The organism is Pseudoalteromonas rubra, assembly GCF_000967655.1.
GTDB lineage: Bacteria > Pseudomonadota > Gammaproteobacteria > Enterobacterales > Alteromonadaceae > Pseudoalteromonas > Pseudoalteromonas rubra_A.
In genome coordinates this window covers 20,210-38,750 of sequence record NZ_JXYA01000047.1, presented here as the reverse complement: position 1 = coordinate 38,750, position 18,541 = coordinate 20,210, and the positions used below count along the sequence as shown (strand labels likewise).

Here is an 18,541-nt window from a genome sequence, read left to right as displayed (position 1 = left end):
CAGGCGGGTAAATCAGTAAAACTTACACATTCCCAGTCCCAGCGTTTCGCCGTTGCGCAATGCGTAGCCGTAGCGTAGGTAGAAGGCCTCTTTGCCCTGTGCTGCCAGCAATGCCGCGGTTGCGCCGCTGTGGCAATGTGCCGATAAGTATTGCTCAATGCTATCCATAATCACATGACCCAGGCCACAACCCTGATGATCCGGATGCACTATGACGTCCTGGATGTAAAAGTACATTTGCCCATCGCCGACCACCCGGCCACAGGCCACCAGTTGTTGCTCTTTACGACATTGCACCCAGTACAGTGAGGCCGCAATGCTGGCTGTGACTTGTTCATGGGTTGGGTTTTGCCAGCCAACACTTTCGCGCAGCGCGCTGAACTCAGTCGCTGCGGGTGGGGTACTTAATATCTCAAGCTCAGTCATCAACATCAAACCTGTCCACCAGTTGGTCAAGGTTATTGGCCAGCTCAACTAATTGGGTTGCGCCGGCGTGCAACGCATCGGCAGAATCCCCCACTTGTTGAACTGACTGGCTGACGCCCTGAATGCGAGACTGGGTTTCTTCGGCGGCTTCACCCTGAGCGTTTGCCTGGCGGGAAATGTCAGCAATGATGTTTTTCACACGAGAGACCGAGCTGGCGATGTCGTCGAATGCCTGATGTGCCAGCTCCGATTGCTCAATGGCCTGTTTGGATTCATCGACACTGGCGGTCATGCGCTCAGACACGCTGCGAGTCTGCTCTATCAGTTTTGTCAGTACCTGTTCGATATCCTGAGTTGCATCGTGAGAGCGCTGTGCCAGTGTTCGCACTTCGTCTGCCACCACGGCGAAACCGCGACCTTGTTCGCCAGCGCGGGCGGCCTCAATGGCGGCGTTCAGCGCCAGCAGGTTGGTCTGCTCGGCAATGGTACGGATCACTTCCAGAATATTGGTGATGTTGTTACTTTCGTTTTCGAGCTTGCTCATGGCGGTTGCTGAGTCGCCCAAAGAGTCGTTGAGCTTGGCGACCTGCGTCACTGTGTTTTGGATCATCTTATTGCCGGTCTCAGTGTGCTGCTCTGTGATGGATATTTCGTTGAGTGCATCGCCACAGTTGTCGCTCACCGTCATGGCCATGCTGGCCATCGACTGCGTGGTATCTGTGGCGGTTTGCGAGGTTTTTTCCTGATGGCGGCATTGGTTGCGGATATCATTGATCCGCGACTGCGAATTATGGGCTTCACTGTTGAGTGTGCGGGCATTGCCCTGAATGTCTTTGACCAGCGCATTTATTGAATTTAAAAATTGATTAAACCAGGTTGCCAGTTCACTGATCTCGTCATTGCCTATCACCTGTAGCCGTTTTGATAAGTTGCCCTCACCCTGGGCAATTTCTTTGAGGCCGTCCGAGACCATTTCAATGGGGTAGACAATTTTGTTGGCCAGTACAATAGCAATGACGACAAACAGCGCCAGCATTACCACTGCGATAATACTGATGCTGTAAGTCATGTTGTAAGACGAAGTGAGGATCTCGTCTTCTTCAATAATGGCAATAAAGGTCCAGCCGAGTTCGTCAGAGCGATAAAACTTGGCGTTGAACATTTTGTCCTGGTGCTCCAGCGTAATAAAAGGCGCATTCCCCGCGTTGCGGATTGCTTTATATCGGGCGTCGCTCAGGTCGCGGATATTTTTGAAGTTGTTATCGGCATTTTTGGGATCGGCCAGCACGGTGCCCTGATTGTCGAGCAGCAATAAATAGCCGGTATTGCCCAGTTTGATGTTGCTAACAATGTCGGTAAGGGTCGATAAGGTCACGTCTAATGATTGAACACCCAGCAGGTCGCCGTTTTTCAGGATCCCGGTGGCCACAGAGACCATGGCCTGTCCGGTAACCCCTTTATAGGGCTCAGTGATCACCACCTCAGATGGCTTGGCGCTCACTTGCTGATACCAGGGCCGCTTGCGGGGGTCGTAGTTGCCAAGTGGCTCGGCCGGGTACTGGATAAAGCCGCCGTCGCGGGTGCCCAGGTACACAAACAACAGCTCCGGATGGGTTTTGCCAAAGGTGGTGTACAGATCAAAAATGGCGGCCTCTGCTGCCCCGGAGGCTTCTGGCGTCATCATTTTCTCTGCGCCAAAATAAGTGGTGGTGTCTTTGCCTACGGATTGCACGGTTTTGCTTTGTGCTAAGAATCGGGCATTGCTCTTCATCTGGTCAAAAAAGATGATAAAGGCGTTTTCTATTTGTCGGATCTCGTTGACCGATGTTTCTAAGAATCGGTCCAGTGACTCTTGTTTGGTGCGCGAGATACTCATGATGGATATAGCAAGAATTGGAATGATAACGGTCATTACAAAGCTTAAAATCAGCTTTCTACGCATTCTCATGGGCAACCACCTCGGTTTTTATTGTAATAATAGTGTAGTTGTGAACAGAGCTGTTTGCCCCGAATTAGCCCAATTTATGGGCTTTGAATTAATATTACAAACTTCTGTGGACTGAACAAGGCGTGCTGTAATAAAAGTGACAGCTGCGGGCTGAGGTTGGGTGATGCAGGACCCTAAAAAGCGGGGGCCTACATGATGAGTTGGCTCGGTGGGGAGATTATTGTATATCGTGTTTTTTCATCAGCTTATAGAAGTCTGAGCGGTTTCTTTGTGCCAGCTTAGCGGCTTGCGGCACATTGTTCTGACATAACGCCAGTACTTTCAGTATGTAATCTCGCTCAAACTGACGCTTGGCATCATTAAGCCCGATAAACGCCTGGCGGTCGTCCTGCGCCGGCAAGGCATTGAGTACACTGTCCTCAGAAATATGGCTGCCCGGCGTCATTGCCACGCAGTACTCAATCACATTGTGCAACTGGCGGATATTGCCGGGCCAGGCATAGCTTAACAGGGCGGTCATGGCATCCGGGGAGAGCCGTTTGGGTGTTTTACTTAACTGACTTAAAAACAGGTTCGCCAGCAAGGGAATGTCTTCAACACGTTCTTTGAGCGAGGGCAGCGATAACTGCACAACGTTAAGCCGATAATAAAGGTCTTCTCTGAATTTACCTTCGCTGACCGCCTGCGCAATGTTTTTGTGGCTGGCCGAGAGAATACGCACGTTCACGGTTTGCTCCTGATGCCCGCCAATCGGGCGCACGGTTTTTTCCTGCAAAACCCGCAGCAGCTTGACCTGCAAGTCGAGCGGCATATCACCGATCTCATCCAGCAGCAGTGTGCCCTGATCGGCGCTCTGAATGAGTCCCTGTTTATCTGCAATGGCACCGGTAAACGCGCCTTTTTTATGACCAAATAATTCGGATTCCAGCAAGTGTGCGGGCAGGGCACCACAGTTTATGGCGATAAATGGCCCCTGGGCATGGCTGCTTGCCCGGTGAATAGCCCGCGCGGTGACCTCTTTACCGGTACCGCTTTCGCCCTGGATCAGAATATTAGCCTGACTGGGGGCGATGGCTTTAATTTGTTGCACCAGCTGGCGCATGCTCGCGCTCTGGTGATACAAACCATGAAAATTATCTGGCTCGGAAGCGTGTGACGTACTTTGCTCCGGTAGGGCTTTGTTAATTGCCGCCAGCAGCTCGTCACTGTCGATAGGCTTAGTAATAAATGCCGTGATCCCCTGCTGAATGGCATCTACCGCATCGGGGATAGAGCCGTGTGCGGTCATCATGATCACCGGCAGGCCCGCATAGCTAGCCTGTAACTTTTGATTCAGGGCCAGGCCGTCCATGTTATCCATGCGTAAGTCGGTCAGCACCAAATCGATGGCGGTGTTTGCCAGTTGTCGCAGTGCCGCATGCCCACTGCTGGCCAGCGTTACCCGAAAGCCATGACTTTCCAGTCGCATTGCCAGCAGCTCGCTCAGGGCCGGGTCGTCGTCTACCAGCAAAACAGAGGTACTGTGCGTTGCAGGCTGAGGATCTGTGGTCTCGATTTCTGTGTAAGACATTATTGCTGCTCCTTGGGTGTCTGAAGGGACTCATTCAGGGGCACGTCCTGAAGTCTTTGTTGCTCAATATCGGCAAGCTCCTGTTTGAGGGTCATCAGGGCCTGATTGGTTTGGCTCAGCTGTGATTGAATTTGGCTCAGTTTGGCATTGCTGCGATGCAGGCGGATTTTTTGCCCCCGCAGCACCTGAGTGTGTTGTTTCAGGGTGTTAAACCACAGCTGGTAGTGCTCCGGCCAGGGCTGACTTTGCTCAAGCGCGGTGATCAGTTGTAACTGTCTGGTGGTCGACACGGTGTTGCAGTAGTCGTGCATAAAGGTTTCAATGGCGGCCTGACCAATATAGCGCGCCGATTTGTTATGCTGTGGCGGCAAACCCTGCTGGCAAACTTGCAAATAACGCTCGAGCAGAACGTTCAGTGACGCATAGTCCGGGCTCACTGTTTTACTTGGCCCGATAAAGCTACTTTTGTGTGTATTGGGGCTGAGCTGACAGCCACTCAGAACGACAATGAGCACTAAGCTCAAAAGCGGGATCCTCATTTGCTTTTTCCTTGTTTTGGCAAAGTTATACTAAATTCGCAGCCCGGATGGGTATTTTGCCACCCTAACTGGCCGCCAAACTGGGTCACGCACTCCTCAACTATGGCCAGCCCCAGTCCGCTGCCTGCAACCTGATTACGCTGTTTGCCTCGAACAAAGGGCTTAAACAGGTGCCTGGCTTCTTGCGGGTCGAGCCCGGGCCCATCATCGCGGACATTGACTTGCCAGTGGGCTGGGGTGTCTGTTAGGTCTATGCTGATTTGGCTCTGGGTATACTGAATGGCATTGCCAAGCAGGTGTGTTAGCGCCAGTTTGACTGGCATTTCGGGTAAGTGAGTGAGCGCAGGGTCAAAACGCCAGTCAATCTGGATACCTGCGCTTTGCAGCCGCTGTGCAAAGTGCTCTTCAAGCAGCTCTTTGATTGCCTGGGCGCTACAGCGCGCCTGTTGATTATGCGGATGGCTGGCAGCGCTGAACGTGAGCAGATCTTCAATCAGTTGAGTGAGTTTGGTCACTGAGGTGCTCAGAATACCGGTAACGCGCCGCTGCTTGTCGTTCAGCTGGCCCAGATGCGGCGTATTCAGTAACTCAGTGCCTTCTTTGATTGAGGCTAGCGGGGTTTTTAGCTCGTGCGACACATGGCGCAAAAAGGTTTCTTTTTGTTGCTTGCTGGCGGCCAGCTCATTACGTAACTGCTCGAGTCGCACACCCAGCTGAGTAAACTCATGACTGCCGGACAGTTGAATGGGCGTGGCAAACTGACCGGCACCCACGACCTCAATGGCCTGCTCCAGCTGAAACAACTGGCGGGAGATCCGTTTTATCAGCCAGATACTGAGCCCGATCAAAACAGGTAACAGTATGCTCAGTCCGATTAAAAAGCGTTGCCGGATCTTACTTTGTTGCGCCAGCGCTTCGTTGAGCGTGTTATCGAGGGCCAGCTGGAGCGATTGTGACTCTTGGGCCAGGACATTGACCATGGCTGATAAGGTTTTACTGTCTGGTGCCTGAGGCTGTGACAGGGGCTGTTGCCAATTTGCAACGGCTGCGCTTTTTTCGAGCTTTATCAGTAGTTTTTTGAGCGAATTTTTACGCTTTTGCCAGTTTTCGTTGATACTTTTTTGCAATTTTTCGCTTTGTAGCAGCTGATTGTTCAGCTGGGCCTTTTCGAGCGCCTGTAGCGCGTTTCTCAGCTCATTAAACTCTGATGTAACCTTCTGATTATTAGCATAAATATCCTGTACTACTCGTTGCTGATAGGCAACCGATTGAATAAACCACAGGGTGAGCAGTAACAGGGGCACCAGGGCCAGTAGCAGCGCCATCAGTGCCTGTTTCCACAACGCCTGAGAAAAAAATTGTTTGAGCGGCTCACGAGCGCGCGGTTCTGAGCTGGCATGCTGCATAAAATATCTGGCTTTTTAGTGCGATTTCGGTCCGCTGTTGCTAAATAGCAACAGGTCTAAGTTGTTGATTTTTAAAGTTGAGCCAAAAACGCAGGTTAAACAATGTTGCCATTTAGCAACAAATCACCTTAATCCCACCTGAACTTTTTTACCCACCTTTTATTAACTCATTGAAAATAAATAACTAAATAAAGCTGGCATCAAAGTTGGAATAGTCTTGTCAAACGCAGCCAACAAACCCCAAACGGTTTCGCGGCAGCAGCATTAACAGCAAATACGAAAAACAGAAGGAAAGTAACATGAAAACATCTATGACAATGATTGCGGCTTTGGGTCTGACTGTACTAGCAACCGGAGCGATTGCAGGCGGTGACTTCGAGAAGTATGACACAGATGGTGATGGCGCTATCAGTCTGAGTGAATCAAAAGCAAATCCCAGATTGATGGGCCAGTTCAAAGACCTGGATAGCAATGGCGATGGTCTGCTGAGCAAAAGCGAATTTTCTGGCTTCAATAGCTAAACACCGCCCCGACAGGAGGATTTATTATGCAACTAAAACATGTATTTGTACTAACAATCGGAATGTTTACCAGTGCACTGGTACTTGCCTCTGAGGTGGATTTTGCACTACTGGATGCCAACAATGATGGCCTGGTCAGTATGTCAGAAGCGAAACAGGTCCCAGCCGTAGCAGAAGCATTCAGACGCCTGGACAGCAATCGCGATGGTGCGCTGAGCGCCAAAGAATTTAGTCACTTTTAACCAAAGTTAGTGAGGAAATAATGATGAACAAACTCATGTTAAGCACAGTATTGATGGTGGCCAGCCTGGGCGCACACGCCGCGAGCAGCTCATTCTCTTCCTTTGATACCGACGGTGACGGGTTTATTTCAAAGTCTGAAGCTGCAGGCTCAGAAACCCTGACGGTTATTTTCGACAAGTTAGACAGCAATGGCGACGGTAAGCTTTCCGAGCAGGAATTTCGCCAGTAGCTGAATGAGGGCAATAAACCAAGTGGCGCCATTGTCGCGTCACTCCCCTCAAGGTTAGATAAAACAGATTAAAATCTTACGCTAAGGAGCTAAGTATGAATAAGTTAATGATCACAGCAGCCCTAATGATGGCCAGCCTGGGTGCACACGCAGCAAGCACATTCTCATCGTTCGATAAAAATGACGATGGCTTTATCAGCAAATCAGAAGCGGCTGTATCGACTGAACTGAGTTCAGATTTCGATAAACTCGACAGCAATGGTGATGGCAAGCTGTCTAAGCAGGAGTTTCGCCTGTAACCGGCTGATATAACTCAGGCACACTCTCCCAATTTTGTATTTTTACGCAACAGTCTTCATGGGTCCTTCCATGAACCAAGGCACCTGATAAGGGTGCCTTTTTCGATTCTTATACCAATTTGCTTAATTAAGTGTTCTATTTTGAGGCGAGAAAATATTGTCGATAACCAGGCAAAAATTTTGTTATTTAGTTGTTCTAAATGAGAAATTTTTAACGCCGTTAGCGTCATATTTGCTCCGTCAAATTGAACAGGTATTTAGTGAAATTGGTATTATGCCGTTGCAGCCATGCTATGCTCACTGCGCAACAGGCCGTACATATAGCCATCATAATAGCCGTGACTGAATTTGAAGTGCTGGCGTAAATGCGCTTCCTGCTGCATCCCAAGCTTTTGCATCAGTCGCCACGAAGCCTGATTTTCAACCGCGCAAAATGCACAGATCTTATTGAGTCCAAACTGCGCAAAGGCAGCTTCTATCAGGCCATTTGCAGCCTCAAACGCGTAGCCCTGACCGATATATTTTTCATTCAGGCGATAACCGATCTCAGCCGTTTTGGTATTGTGGCTCAAAAACTTATACATGAGTTCACCGATCAGCACATTGTCTTCTCGTCTGACTACAGCCAGCAGCAGCCGCTCATGTTCCTTGGCCTGCCAGGGGGCACTTGCCTGATCAATGCGGGCCTGAGCATCTTCCAGTGTGGCCGGTTCGCCAATATATTTGGATGTCTTGGGGCTGCGTCTGCTTTCGTAAATGGCATGCAGATCACCTTGCTGCAATGGCCGAATGGTAAGGCGGGCCGTGTTAAAATGAAGTTTTTCGAACATGAATGATCCCAAAAAGTATACGTTAAGTGTGTTCAAAATGTGGTCGCTGAATGCGGATAGTACGCCAGCTTAATAACAACAGCGCGGCGCACACGGCTACCAACAGTGAGAGAGTTTGTGTGTTGTCTGGCAGCCACAGATTAACCAGCCAGGCAATCACAGAGAAAATCAGTAACTCGATGGCCCCGACCAGGGCGTTGGCAGTGCCCGCCTGAGTGGGGTGAAGCAGGCCAATCAGGTGCATATAGCTTGGAAAATAGCCGCCAAACACCAGCATGATGGCGGCATACGCCAGTAACACCGCCAGGGCGTGGTCGCTGGCCAGCAGAAAAGTCAGTGCGCTCATAAGTAAGACCGGCCACAACCACAGGACAATTTTCATATAGCTGACATGACGCTGCAAAACCTTAGCAAACACGGCACCCAGCAACAGGCCCACCATGGGCAGCATCATCGCCTGCCCGGTCTGGCTGGTGGTGAAGCCAAAACGCTCCTGAAGTAAAAACGGCAAGTGCAGTTGAAGCGTTAAATACAAAAAGGTTGGCACCCATTTGAAGCTGGCCAGAGATAGAAAAACCTGGCATCTGGCCATATTTTGGTAATGCCTGATGAGGCTCATCGGGTTAATCGCAATAGGCTGAGGTGCGCGGGTCTTGAGCAGGCTCAGCCCAAATAGCGTGATAAACAAATAGTAAGTGATGAGCACCAGGGATAACCCCTGCCAGCCAAACCAGCTGCTAAGCATGCCACCGAGCAGCGGCGCAATAATGGCAGTGACACTGGCTGAGATAGCCACCGTTGCCATGGCACTTTTTAGTTTGGCGCCAGACAGCCGTTGAGCCAGTAAGGTGCGGCTAATTAACACCGGTGATGCGGAGCCTGCGCCTTGTAATATTCGACCAATTAAAAAGGTGCCGTTGTCTGGTGCCAAGGCGCATAACAGGGTGCCTATCAGCAGAATGATTTGCCCGGCGATAAACAAAGGCCGATCACCATATTTGTCGCGCAGCGGGCCGACGATCAGCTGCGCCGCGCCCAGGGTAATAAAATAGCTGATGATCATTGCCTGACTCTGGCCATTGGACAGCATCAGGCTGTCTGCGATATCAGGCAAAACAGGCATATACACCTGGCTGACCAGCTGAGAGCAGGACATCAGTAAAACAGCGAGCATAGTAAACAAGTACACAGGCACTCCAGGCGCAGAGGATTTGACCCAGGCACTATACGCCGCTTTCCTTGTCCTAAAAATAAGGTAATAATTAAAATACTATTTCCTTGTAGGAATTAATTGAATGGATTGGTTAACAGCAACACGCAGTTTTTGTGTTCTGGCGGAGCTGGGCAGCTTCACCAAGGCGGCAGAACATCAGGGGATTTCGGCATCAGCCATGAGCAAGCGGATTGACTGGCTGGAGCGGCATCTGGGACAGAGTTTATTTATTCGCACCACCCGGCAGGTTAATCTGACTGAGCAAGGGCTGCACTTTTTCCCTCGCGCCAGAGACTGGCTGGCACAGTTTGAAGCCCTGATCGAAACCGCACAATCTGAGCAATCTGAGCTACAGGGGAGCCTGAAAATTGCTGCTACGCAAGCGGTGGGCAGCAGTGTGTTGATGCCTAAAATAGAGCAGTTTTTAGCGCAACACCCGCAGATCACCATTCATCTGAACGTACTGGCACCGGGCGAGCCACCGGATCTGCAACACGATGTGGTGATCACCCGTTACAACGAGTCGTTCGATTCGGTGTCGCACAAAGGCACCCGGTTGTTTGATTATCAAATGCAGTTATTTGGCGCGCCCGAATATCTGGCCCGTTGCGATGAGATAACCTGCGTTGAGGACCTGGCAGCGCATAAAATGTTGCTGAGCAGCTATTATCACAAAGTGGGTGGTGTGGTGCTCGAAGATGGCCGGCTGTTTGAGTTTACTAACTATAATTTTGTGACCGATCATCTGGATGCCATTTTAAAGGCGGCAGTGCAGGGGATTGGCCTGCTATTTATTGCGCCCAGTTATATTGAGCGGGAATTAAGCTCAGGCGCACTGGTGCCGATTTTGCCGGATATTCGCTCCGAGGTTAAACAGCTCTGGGCTTATTATCCCAAGGCGAGCTACACCCCCCGCAAAACCCGGTTGTTTATTGAGCATTTAAAAACGACGTTGTAATACAGTGGAGCAGGGCATTCCTCTGTTTAAAAATGCCCATCGAACGCGCTGTTTAGGCCAACGATCCGGGAGCTACTTACATTCAGCGCAATTGGCTGTGGTGGCATTGGTGTTGCAGTTTCACCAGGTATGCGATGACCGACGAAATAACGCCGGCCGAGCGAGTTAAAACCGGTAAGTCAGGCCCACATTCAGCTGGAACTGGTTTAGTACATCGCCGTCGAAATGCCATGCACAGACATCCTCGTCGCTGCCATCACAACGTACTTTAGACGAGTTTTTAATTGCAGACGCGAGCCAGCGTATCTCAGTTAGCGCGCTAAATCCGGCGCCCAAATCATATTTCAGGCCGCCATAAAAGCCCGCAGCAAAAAAGTGATCCGGCTCTTCAAAGTTAGGAGTTACTTTATTCACACCGATTTGGGCACCGATGTAGCTATCGAGATTATCTGTGATTTCCACATCTATGGCGCTTTGAAACATCAGATATTCCATATCCACTTTCTGGATTGGCGCATCTTCAAATTCAGTTTCGAGCATGCTGTAAAACAAGCCATAGCGTTTATTATCTAAATAGCGATCAAAGCTGACCCCAAAGTGGTTTTCATCGGCCAGATTAACCACTGCTTTTTGACTGGTATGCAATTCCTGGTTGCTGCTTTTACCACCATATAAAGTGACACCAAAGCCGTTATCGGCCAAAGCAGAGCCGGAAAAAAGCCCTAAACCAAGTGCTAACCACACATAGCTGCGCATAATAAATCCTTGTTATCTCGTGTGTTGTCGGATGAGTTTAAGTGCCAAGAAAGTAACATGCCTTTGCGGCCAATAACAGGCATTTAATGACTTAATTTGCGCTGGTTTGTAGATTTGTGCCATCAGCATTGGCACCGCCTTGCAACCTCAAGTACAATAGGGGTTTTCGATTGCAATACACCGGAACCTTCCCCATGGAAATCAAAGTAAATTATCTCGATAATCTTCGAATTGACGCCAGATTCGATGATTTTTCTGTCATTGCCGATCAGCCTATACGCTACAAAGGCGATGGCTCGGCGCCCAGCCCGTTCGACTATTTTCTGGCTTCGTCTGCGCTGTGTGCGGCTTACTTTGTGAAAGTGTATTGTAATGCGCGCGACATTCCGACCGACGGCATTCGCGTGGCGCAAAACAACATTGTTGACCCCGAAAACCGCTACAACCAGATCTTTAAAATTCAGGTAGAGCTGCCAGAGAGCATTTCTGAAAAAGATCGTCAGGGCATTTTGCGCTCTATTGACCGCTGTACTGTGAAAAAAGTGATCCAGACCGGCCCTGAGTTTCAGGTTGAAGCGGTAGAGAGCCTGGATGACGACGCACAGGCTATGCTGATGGTAAATACAGAGTCAGATGCCAGCACTTTTATCCTCGGTAAAGACTTGCCACTTGAGCAGACCATCGCCAATATGACCGGCATTTTGTCTGATCTGGGCATGAAAATCGAAGTCGCGTCGTGGCGTAACATTGTGCCTAACGTTTGGTCATTACACATTCGTGATGCGGCATCACCGATGTGCTTTACCAACGGTAAAGGTGCAACTAAAGAAAGCGCACTGTGCTCAGCACTGGGCGAGTTTATTGAGCGCCTTAACTGTAACTTTTTCTACAATGATCAGTTCTTTGGTGAAGAAATTGCCAACGCCGAGTTTGTTCATTACCCCAATGAGAAGTGGTTTAAACCGGGTGACAACGACGAACTGCCAAGCGAGATCCTCGACGGCTACACGCGCGAAATCTACGATCCGGAAGGCGAGCTGCGCGGCTCAAACCTGATAGACACCAACTCGGGCAATGTCGAGCGTGGTATTTGCTCTATTCCTTACACCCGTCACAGCAACGGTGAAACGGTTTACTTCCCGTCTAACCTGATCGAAAACCTGTTCCTGAGCAACGGCATGAGTGCGGGTAACAACCTGTTTGAAGCCAAAGTGCAGTGTTTGTCTGAGATCTTTGAGCGCGCGGTGAAAAAGCAGATCATAGAGCAAGAAATTGTACTGCCGGATGTACCTGAAGACGTACTTGCCAAGTTCCCGGGCATTGTGGCGGGCATTAAAGGGCTTGAAGAGCAGGGCTTTCCGGTTGTGGTAAAAGATGCTTCTCTGGGCGGTCAGTTCCCGGTCATGTGTGTGACCCTGATGAACCCCAAAACCGGCGGTGTGTTTGCCTCTTTTGGTGCGCACCCAAGCCTGGAAGTGGCGCTGGAGCGCAGCCTGACTGAGCTGTTGCAGGGCCGCAGCTTTGAAGGTTTGAACGATGTACCAAAACCCACGTTTAACAGCATGGCAGTATCTGAGCCGGAGAACTTTGTAGAGCACTTTATTGATTCAACCGGTGTGATCTCCTGGCGTTTTTTCAGTGCCAAGCACGATTATGAGTTTGTGGAGTGGGACTTCACTGGTACCAACGAAGAAGAGTGCGACAAACTGTTCGCCATTTTGAAAGACTTAGGCAAAGAAGCTTATATCGCTGAGTTTACCGATATGGGCACAGCGTGCCGTATTCTGGTGCCAGGCTACTCAGAGGTTTACCCGGCAGAAGACCTGATCTGGGATAACACCAACAAAGCCCTGCAATACCGCGAAGACATTCTGAACATACATTCGCTGGAAGATGAAGCACTGGCCGATTTGGTTAATCGCCTTGAAGAAAGTCAGCTTGATAACTACATCGACATCATCACCCTGATCGGCGTAGAGTTCGATGAAAACACGGTCTGGGGCCAGCTGACTATCTTAGAGCTGAAGATCCTCATTTATCTGGCGCTGGGCGACATTGAGGCCGCTATTGAGCTGGTCGAAACCTTCCTGCAATACAACGACAACACCGTTGAACGCGGCCTGTTCTACCAGGCAATGCACGCGACGCTGGAAGTAGCGCTAGACGAAGAGCTGGAAATTGAAGACTACATCCACAGCTTTACCCGCATGTTCGGCAAAGAAGTCATGGATGCTGTGATAGGCTCAATCAATGGAGACGTGAAATTCTATGGCCTGACACCAACCAACATGCAACTGGAAGGCCTGGACAAGCACCTGCGCTTAATCGACAGCTACAAAAAGCTACACGCCGCACGCGCTAAGTTTGCCAAGGGGTAAATCGCTAAGTGTTCTATTAGTCCGCCCGTCGCAAGGGCTGGCGGACTATGATCAGTTAGTTGATAGGTGCAGGTTTAAGTATTTTGGCTGCCATTCTCCACAATGGTAGCTAGTTCTTTCTGAATCGCTTCGCTCATAGCTTCAACTTCGGATTCCCCTGTTCTGAATGCTTGCTGTACTTTAGGGTCTGTAAGGCCAAACGTATCAAAGAAGTTCTGGTAATTTTGCTCGTTTTTCTCAAGGATGTAGTCCGCAATACTGCCATCATGGATGACATTAAAATTTGCGGAAAGGGTTGGGGCTGGTTTGTATTCCTTTAAATTAGGGATTAACAACTGTGGTCTAGATAGGTTATTAGAAACTTCGTCTGCAAGCTTTTCGATTAATTTAGATTTAAAATCGCCTGTTGCACCTGCTGTTATAAGAAAGTCAAACTCTTCATCACTTAGTCCAAAGACTTCCGCAACTTTTCTAGGGCTCCTGTTAAACTCATTTGATACCTGTTCAACAAAAACCAAATTGTAGATTAAAGCCAGTAATGGAGCCTTAGGTTTAATATTTTTTTCCATCATTTTTCCTTATCTAGTGGTTAATAATAAATCGCATCATCCAATGAGACAGATCACTATCAAAATTGTCTTTGACTCGGTGGATTAGAGATGTATAAAAAAGAAGAATGTCACCTTTTTCAAGTCTAATGTTCACTTCATTGTGTGTGTACTTTTCTAGTTCAGGATCATCAATCCTAATAAGAGGTCCAAACAGCGTATGTTTTAATGGGCCAATGTTATGTGTTTTTTCTAACAGCACGATGAGATCAAGTGAAGAATCAGATATGGGCGTAATTGCATGTAGTCTGCATGGTTTTCGGTTTTCTACGGCTTCATCTTGATGATATTGCACTTTGTAACCAGTGAGTTCTGTTGGATAAAGCGTAATTACGCTACCACCACGCTCATATGAAAAAACCTTGTCTAATCTTGCTGAAAGGTAAGGAATTACATATTGAGTGGCGATAATTGAAATTTCGTTATCTATCTCCTCATTCTCAAAACCCATTGGCAGGTATTTGACATTTTTTGTTTCAAATAGATTGTGAAAGCCATCTAGTTTAGAAATTTCTGTGTTTAACTTTGTTGTTGTGACTGCATTTTTTATTACAGCGTTTTTAACATTCTTCAGTTCATTTTCGTCGATGAGTCTTCTTAAAACAATGAACCCTAGTTCATCGAGAGTGCTTGCAAAATCATACTCTTTTGAGTTTACTTCCTTGGTGTTATTCATATTTTTAGTTTTTTAGAAAATAGTTGAGTGTCATTTATGGCTTCAAATATACAACCCTTGCTGATTAATCGTCTGCTCGGTCAAAGCATCACCCAGCCACCCTAGTTTTACGGGTGTCTGGTACAGTCTTGGATTCCCCAGCTGCGGCCAGATATGGCATAGCCCGGGTACAAAGACTTTAGCAGTGCTCAGTGGAATAGGCGAGCGGGAATAATCCAGTGCCAGTGTTTCCATATCCAGGCTGTGTAATTGTTCAACAATGGCCAGAATGTCATCTTTCAGATCGCCGCTCTGAGCCAGCTTATAACTTCCCCTTGGTGCCTGCGCAACTGGCAGTAGAAAGCTGTCGTCTGTAATGGCATCAAAATCAAACGGTGCACCATTTTGGTCCCGGATAGGAATAAGCTGGCATAACTCAGTAAGCGCCCGTTGAGCCGCCATTTCTGGTTTTAAGTGACAGCCAAACCCAAATACATACCCCTGGGTTGTTTTGTTACGGCCAATCGCTGCCATGACAGGTACGCCGGTGTCCACAGTGAGGTCCAGCACCCAGTAGTCGTGTTCTGCGGTGATGGTTTCGTGCAGCGGTGCCAGATAATCTGGGTCCAGACCGTTTAACTCAAACTGTGGGCGCGGCAGGCGGTTGTACCACCAGATAGCGGTTGCATCACGCTCAAGCAACTCAAATAAAGCCTGTAAAATGGCTTCTTCTAGGTTATTACCGGCCGCACAGCCATTGGAATGCCATTTTCCAAAGCGGTCTTCCTCAAACGGTGTATTGGCAAAGCAGCAAACGGTGGGCACGTAAACCTTTTCATCGCGCGTGAGTGACCAAAGTGCAGTCCAATTGACAGCTTCCCCAGTATAAGGCAACGCGGCTTGTTTACGCTGAGATTCAGAATCAGCGGGGTCTGAGAATCGTGCATATTGTTGCTCGCTGTAGGGCAACAGCTGTGCAAAATCATAACTGCGCGCATCAAGTTGTTGAGCCTGCGCCACATGACTTGGCTCATCGCCAATATACTGAGCGTTCTTGCGTTCTATTGCTTCACACAGAGCACTGGCTTTGGATTGCTCGTGCGTGACGCCTTTGCCTAGCGTTTGTTGGGCAAAATCGGCACCACTAATTAGCTTCGGAGCTTTCATCGGGCATTTGTAAAATCCTGAAGTGAATATCTTAATTGAGTCCAAAGGGGAGGACAGTTTAGTTTCAGGAAAAATATAACCCAGTTGACGTCCAATAAATGGTGCGAGCTTTTTGAGTGTGTCTTCTGCTTTATACGCTCTTGAACCTCCATCTGTGTCATAGGCGATTGGAGTGCTTTTAAGCGATAATTCTGATGTGTTATCAGAGAGCGATATGCGCTCCAAATTATCAAAATTATACTTGGCAGATGAGCCATGCTGAATATCAAAAACCAACACTTCAACGTAGTTGAGTGTATTCACTAGCGAGCATAGCTGTTGTGGTATTTTCGGGAAAGACAACAAGCGACCTTTACCTATACCAAACTTATCCATAAAGAGGTCGAGTGGACGGCTGGCAAAAATCCATGCCAAGTAACTCTCTAATTTGTCAGCAGATGTCAAAGTTGGTGAAATATAAATACTATTTTTATATACCTCACAAAGCCTCAGGGGGAAATGCTCCTGTAGATGTGTTGCTTTGCTTATATCTTCGATTAGTACGCAAGGATTTTGTAAGTGTGACGATATGCGCTGCCAGTTCTCTGCGAAATTTTGTATGAAACAACTTGATCCATATATCTCATCGATAAGTTCCAGTTTCGTATCTTGTAGATCAGCCTCTTCAACTAGCCAGCCTCTTTTTGTTGCGTTTTCTACTTGATAATAAAAGTGTGCCAAAAGTTCAGCAGGAACACTCTTCGCTAGCTCATCAATATCTGTTAGATTTTTAAAGTGTGGGAAGTAAGGGAAATTTTTGGCATCCAGAACAAATTCATTTGTTTGGCTATTAAGCAAAACATTATCATGCTTATCTACAAAGATGCTGAATTTGCTATTAAACTTGAGTTTCATAATGATAGCTACGCTTCTAAATTAAAGTGCTTTTGCAAAAACAGAATACTTAGGAAGTGGCAAACAACAATGTCTTCTGCAAACTCTAGCTGAGTCCGATTTTTTACAACAGACTCAAAAAAGGTGATGACTTTATCTATATCATAAATACCCAATTGCGACTCTCTGTTAGACAATTCATGCAATTCATCTAGCAGATAAAGTGTAATGTTTTTGGTTAAGTTAGCTGGAGCTAAAAAAGGCTTTTTGATTTGCTCTACATGCAAATGAGGGAAATTCACAGTAAATGCATCCCTTAAAATTCTCTTATTTTTACCGTTGCAATACTTGAAGGCAGTTGGGAGTGAGTGAATGAAAGCTACCAACGAGTTATCCAGAAAAGGCTGACGACCTTCAATTGAGTTTGCCAGTTCAGTTTTATCTCCCAGAGCAAGCAAGTTGTAATCCTGATATACAGTGTTGTAGTGGAGCCATTGACTGTATCCAATGGAGGAGTTGACTATGTCACTGTGCGGTGCGACTAAGTGCGTTGTGTAACAAGCCTCAGAGAAGTCAGCAGAGCGCAGTGATTTAAATAACTGGGCGTTTGATGTAGCACTTATAGTTGCGCTTGGCGTAAAATTCAGTGCAGCCTCAAGTGTGGCTTGACCTTCAAAAAGCGGAGTAGGTCCACTTTGTTGTGTTAAGGGAGAGCTCAAATCATATTGAAAAAACTGATAGCCAAGCAATGATTCATCTGCCCCTTCTCCTGTTAGCGCAATTCTAATTCCGTTTTCTTTTACTTTACGGCTCAATAGGTATTTGGCGGCAACATTTAAATTTGGCACTATCGATTCTGCGTGATAGATAGATTTTTCAAATGAACCAATGAGATCGTTGTGCTCTAGTTGAAGTATATGGTGTTTAATCCCGAGCTGCTTAGCAAATTTCTCAGCTGCCAAGCTTTCATCCAAAGGGCTATTAGGAAATCCAATGCTGAATGATTCAGCTTTGTCACTCAGTCTAGCTGATAAAGCGCAGATGTATGATGAGTCTATGCCCGAGCTTAAGTAACAAGCGAAACGCTCTTGAGGTATTCTCTTGTTCACGGCTTGCTCAAACTGCTGGCTAAACTCTTGCGTTGCCTGTTCGTAAGAAATATCACACTGTTCAAATAAATCGGGGTTAAAAGGGGATTGCTCGCAAAATGGGTAGCTTTTCAGCTCATTATTTGTGTACTCAACTATATGACCAGGGGGGACAGAAAAGACTCCTTTTACAAATGTTTCTTTGGCTCCTACTAAAAACCGTTCATTTGCAACTAAATAGTGCTTATTCCATACTGCTGGTACACCTGCAGACAGTAGAGCTTTAATTTCTGAAGCGGCTATAAAATAATCATCATCATTATGGTAGTAATAGAGTGGCTTGCTGCCATTTCTGTCTCGGGCAAGGTATAGCCTATTGCTCTCTCTGTTGTAAGTACATAGTGAAAACTCACCATCGAGACTCGATAAAAAGCTGATTCCAAAAAGCTCTATACCTTTGAGTACATATTCGCTGTCAGAATTTGTTTGAAATACAGCTCCTTTTGCCTTTAGTTTTTCTCTGTCATTATATATCTCACCATTTACAGAGATTATCCATGGGGTATTATCGGACAGCATTGGTTGGGTTGCTATTTTGCCACCATTAATTGCCAGTCTATTATGACCTATGTAAGTGTTATGGTTTTTATCTGAATAGAGTCCCGTTTGATCTGGCCCCCTGTGCTTCATAGATACAAGAGCTTGTGGGAGGTTCAATGATGAGGTTTTACTATATTGAGCTGCTAATATTCCACACATAAAAACTAACTAATGTAGAGGGGTAATAGAGTTTTACATGTAAATTCACATGTAAAACTCTAATGGATTTATGTT

The 18,541-nt window shown here is 47.5% G+C and carries 18 protein-coding genes; 6 read left to right on the top strand and 12 right to left on the bottom strand.

Annotated elements, in window-relative coordinates:
* Window positions 1-12: 12 nt before the first annotated feature.
* From TW77_RS18640 to TW77_RS18620, 5 genes are all read right to left on the bottom strand, one after another.
* Window positions 13-426, bottom strand: coding sequence for a GNAT family N-acetyltransferase (locus TW77_RS18640; RefSeq protein WP_046006488.1), 414 nt, complete (start codon window positions 424-426; stop codon window positions 13-15).
* On the bottom strand, window positions 419-2,374 hold the full coding sequence (locus tag TW77_RS18635; protein WP_046006487.1) for a methyl-accepting chemotaxis protein: 1,956 nt from the start codon (window positions 2,372-2,374) through the stop codon (window positions 419-421). Before TW77_RS18635 ends, TW77_RS18640 begins: the two co-directional genes overlap by 8 nt.
* Window positions 2,375-2,591: 217 nt before the next feature.
* Window positions 2,592-3,944 carry a sigma-54-dependent transcriptional regulator gene (locus TW77_RS18630; RefSeq protein ID WP_046006486.1) on the bottom strand — a complete coding sequence of 451 codons (1,353 nt, stop codon included), beginning with the start codon at window positions 3,942-3,944 and terminating at the stop codon, window positions 2,592-2,594.
* A complete protein-coding gene (locus tag TW77_RS18625) occupies window positions 3,944-4,483 on the bottom strand; it encodes a hypothetical protein (RefSeq protein ID WP_046006485.1) in 540 nt (179 codons plus the stop codon). The genes TW77_RS18630 and TW77_RS18625 overlap by 1 nt, the downstream gene beginning before the upstream one ends.
* The gene (locus TW77_RS18620; RefSeq protein ID WP_046006484.1) at window positions 4,480-5,889 is read right to left on the bottom strand and encodes a sensor histidine kinase; all 1,410 of its coding nucleotides are present in this window, start codon (window positions 5,887-5,889) and stop codon (window positions 4,480-4,482) included. The genes TW77_RS18625 and TW77_RS18620 overlap by 4 nt, the downstream gene beginning before the upstream one ends.
* Window positions 5,890-6,188: 299 nt before the next feature.
* Between TW77_RS18620 and TW77_RS18615 the strand changes: the two genes are divergently transcribed.
* The 4 genes from TW77_RS18615 (at window position 6,189) to TW77_RS18600 (ending at window position 7,181) form a co-directional block, all read left to right on the top strand.
* Window positions 6,189-6,410: a calmodulin gene (locus TW77_RS18615; protein WP_046006483.1), complete on the top strand. Its 222-nt coding sequence runs from the start codon at window positions 6,189-6,191 to the stop codon at window positions 6,408-6,410.
* A 26-nt stretch (window positions 6,411-6,436) separates the two neighbouring features.
* A complete protein-coding gene (locus tag TW77_RS18610; protein WP_046006482.1) occupies window positions 6,437-6,652 on the top strand; it encodes a hypothetical protein in 216 nt (71 codons plus the stop codon).
* Between the two features lie 20 nt (window positions 6,653-6,672).
* Window positions 6,673-6,882, top strand: a complete 210-nt coding sequence (locus TW77_RS18605; RefSeq protein ID WP_240479519.1) for an EF-hand domain-containing protein — start codon at window positions 6,673-6,675, stop codon at window positions 6,880-6,882.
* Between the two features lie 95 nt (window positions 6,883-6,977).
* Window positions 6,978-7,181, top strand: coding sequence for an EF-hand domain-containing protein (locus TW77_RS18600; RefSeq protein ID WP_046006480.1), 204 nt, complete (start codon window positions 6,978-6,980; stop codon window positions 7,179-7,181).
* A gap of 272 nt (window positions 7,182-7,453) precedes the next feature.
* On the opposite strand, the gene TW77_RS18595 is transcribed toward TW77_RS18600, so the two are convergent.
* Together TW77_RS18595 and TW77_RS18590 are read right to left on the bottom strand one after the other, a co-directional pair.
* Window positions 7,454-8,011, bottom strand: a complete 558-nt coding sequence (locus TW77_RS18595) for a GNAT family N-acetyltransferase (RefSeq protein ID WP_046006479.1) — start codon at window positions 8,009-8,011, stop codon at window positions 7,454-7,456.
* A 22-nt stretch (window positions 8,012-8,033) separates the two neighbouring features.
* The gene (locus TW77_RS18590) at window positions 8,034-9,200 is read right to left on the bottom strand and encodes an MFS transporter (RefSeq protein ID WP_240479518.1); all 1,167 of its coding nucleotides are present in this window, start codon (window positions 9,198-9,200) and stop codon (window positions 8,034-8,036) included.
* Window positions 9,201-9,306: 106 nt separating this feature from the next.
* On the opposite strand from TW77_RS18590, the gene TW77_RS18585 reads away from it, so the two are divergent.
* Window positions 9,307-10,182, top strand: coding sequence for a LysR family transcriptional regulator (locus tag TW77_RS18585; RefSeq protein WP_046006477.1), 876 nt, complete (start codon window positions 9,307-9,309; stop codon window positions 10,180-10,182).
* Window positions 10,183-10,347: 165 nt separating this feature from the next.
* Here TW77_RS18585 and TW77_RS18580 read toward each other — a convergent pair whose 3' ends face one another.
* Window positions 10,348-10,938 (bottom strand): hypothetical protein, encoded by a 591-nt coding sequence (locus tag TW77_RS18580; RefSeq protein WP_046006476.1) that lies wholly within the window; start codon window positions 10,936-10,938, stop codon window positions 10,348-10,350.
* A gap of 194 nt (window positions 10,939-11,132) precedes the next feature.
* On the opposite strand from TW77_RS18580, the gene TW77_RS18575 reads away from it, so the two are divergent.
* Window positions 11,133-13,316 carry an OsmC domain/YcaO domain-containing protein gene (locus tag TW77_RS18575; RefSeq protein ID WP_046006475.1) on the top strand — a complete coding sequence of 728 codons (2,184 nt, stop codon included), beginning with the start codon at window positions 11,133-11,135 and terminating at the stop codon, window positions 13,314-13,316.
* Window positions 13,317-13,390: 74 nt separating this feature from the next.
* Here the strand turns inward: TW77_RS18575 and TW77_RS18570 are convergent, their stop codons facing one another.
* Genes TW77_RS18570 through asnB form a run of 4 tightly spaced genes read right to left on the bottom strand, consistent with a single transcriptional unit; the run spans window position 13,391 to window position 18,466 of the window.
* Complete coding sequence (locus TW77_RS18570) at window positions 13,391-13,885, bottom strand: hypothetical protein (protein WP_046006474.1); 495 nt, start codon at window positions 13,883-13,885, stop codon at window positions 13,391-13,393.
* Window positions 13,886-13,898: 13 nt separating this feature from the next.
* On the bottom strand, window positions 13,899-14,600 hold the full coding sequence (locus TW77_RS18565) for a hypothetical protein (protein ID WP_046006473.1): 702 nt from the start codon (window positions 14,598-14,600) through the stop codon (window positions 13,899-13,901).
* Between the two features lie 42 nt (window positions 14,601-14,642).
* Window positions 14,643-16,640, bottom strand: a complete 1,998-nt coding sequence (locus tag TW77_RS24450) for a YcaO-like family protein (RefSeq protein ID WP_052713267.1) — start codon at window positions 16,638-16,640, stop codon at window positions 14,643-14,645.
* A gap of 8 nt (window positions 16,641-16,648) precedes the next feature.
* On the bottom strand, window positions 16,649-18,466 hold the full coding sequence (gene asnB / locus TW77_RS18555; RefSeq protein ID WP_082078977.1) for an asparagine synthase (glutamine-hydrolyzing): 1,818 nt from the start codon (window positions 18,464-18,466) through the stop codon (window positions 16,649-16,651).
* Window positions 18,467-18,541 lie beyond the last annotated feature (75 nt).

Excerpts from the sequence above, each read along its gene's own strand:
- TW77_RS24450 (WP_052713267.1), bottom strand. The coding sequence starts at position 16,640 with ATGAAACTCAAGTTTAATAGCAAATTCAGCATCTTTGTAGATAAGCAT.
- TW77_RS18585 (WP_046006477.1), top strand. The coding sequence starts at position 9,307 with ATGGATTGGTTAACAGCAACACGCAGTTTTTGTGTTCTGGCGGAGCTG.
- TW77_RS18635 (WP_046006487.1), bottom strand. The coding sequence starts at position 2,374 with ATGAGAATGCGTAGAAAGCTGATTTTAAGCTTTGTAATGACCGTTATC.
- TW77_RS18595 (WP_046006479.1), bottom strand. The coding sequence starts at position 8,011 with ATGTTCGAAAAACTTCATTTTAACACGGCCCGCCTTACCATTCGGCCA.
- TW77_RS18630 (WP_046006486.1), bottom strand. The coding sequence starts at position 3,944 with ATGTCTTACACAGAAATCGAGACCACAGATCCTCAGCCTGCAACGCAC.
- TW77_RS18625 (WP_046006485.1), bottom strand. The coding sequence starts at position 4,483 with ATGAGGATCCCGCTTTTGAGCTTAGTGCTCATTGTCGTTCTGAGTGGC.
- TW77_RS18575 (WP_046006475.1), top strand. The coding sequence starts at position 11,133 with ATGGAAATCAAAGTAAATTATCTCGATAATCTTCGAATTGACGCCAGA.
- TW77_RS18620 (WP_046006484.1), bottom strand. The coding sequence starts at position 5,889 with ATGCAGCATGCCAGCTCAGAACCGCGCGCTCGTGAGCCGCTCAAACAA.
- TW77_RS18565 (WP_046006473.1), bottom strand. The coding sequence starts at position 14,600 with ATGAATAACACCAAGGAAGTAAACTCAAAAGAGTATGATTTTGCAAGC.
- TW77_RS18570 (WP_046006474.1), bottom strand. The coding sequence starts at position 13,885 with ATGGAAAAAAATATTAAACCTAAGGCTCCATTACTGGCTTTAATCTAC.
- TW77_RS18615 (WP_046006483.1), top strand. The coding sequence starts at position 6,189 with ATGAAAACATCTATGACAATGATTGCGGCTTTGGGTCTGACTGTACTA.
- TW77_RS18580 (WP_046006476.1), bottom strand. The coding sequence starts at position 10,938 with ATGCGCAGCTATGTGTGGTTAGCACTTGGTTTAGGGCTTTTTTCCGGC.
- TW77_RS18605 (WP_240479519.1), top strand. The coding sequence starts at position 6,673 with ATGATGAACAAACTCATGTTAAGCACAGTATTGATGGTGGCCAGCCTG.
- TW77_RS18610 (WP_046006482.1), top strand. The coding sequence starts at position 6,437 with ATGCAACTAAAACATGTATTTGTACTAACAATCGGAATGTTTACCAGT.
- asnB (WP_082078977.1), bottom strand. The coding sequence starts at position 18,466 with ATGTGTGGAATATTAGCAGCTCAATATAGTAAAACCTCATCATTGAAC.
- TW77_RS18600 (WP_046006480.1), top strand. The coding sequence starts at position 6,978 with ATGAATAAGTTAATGATCACAGCAGCCCTAATGATGGCCAGCCTGGGT.
- TW77_RS18640 (WP_046006488.1), bottom strand. The coding sequence starts at position 426 with ATGACTGAGCTTGAGATATTAAGTACCCCACCCGCAGCGACTGAGTTC.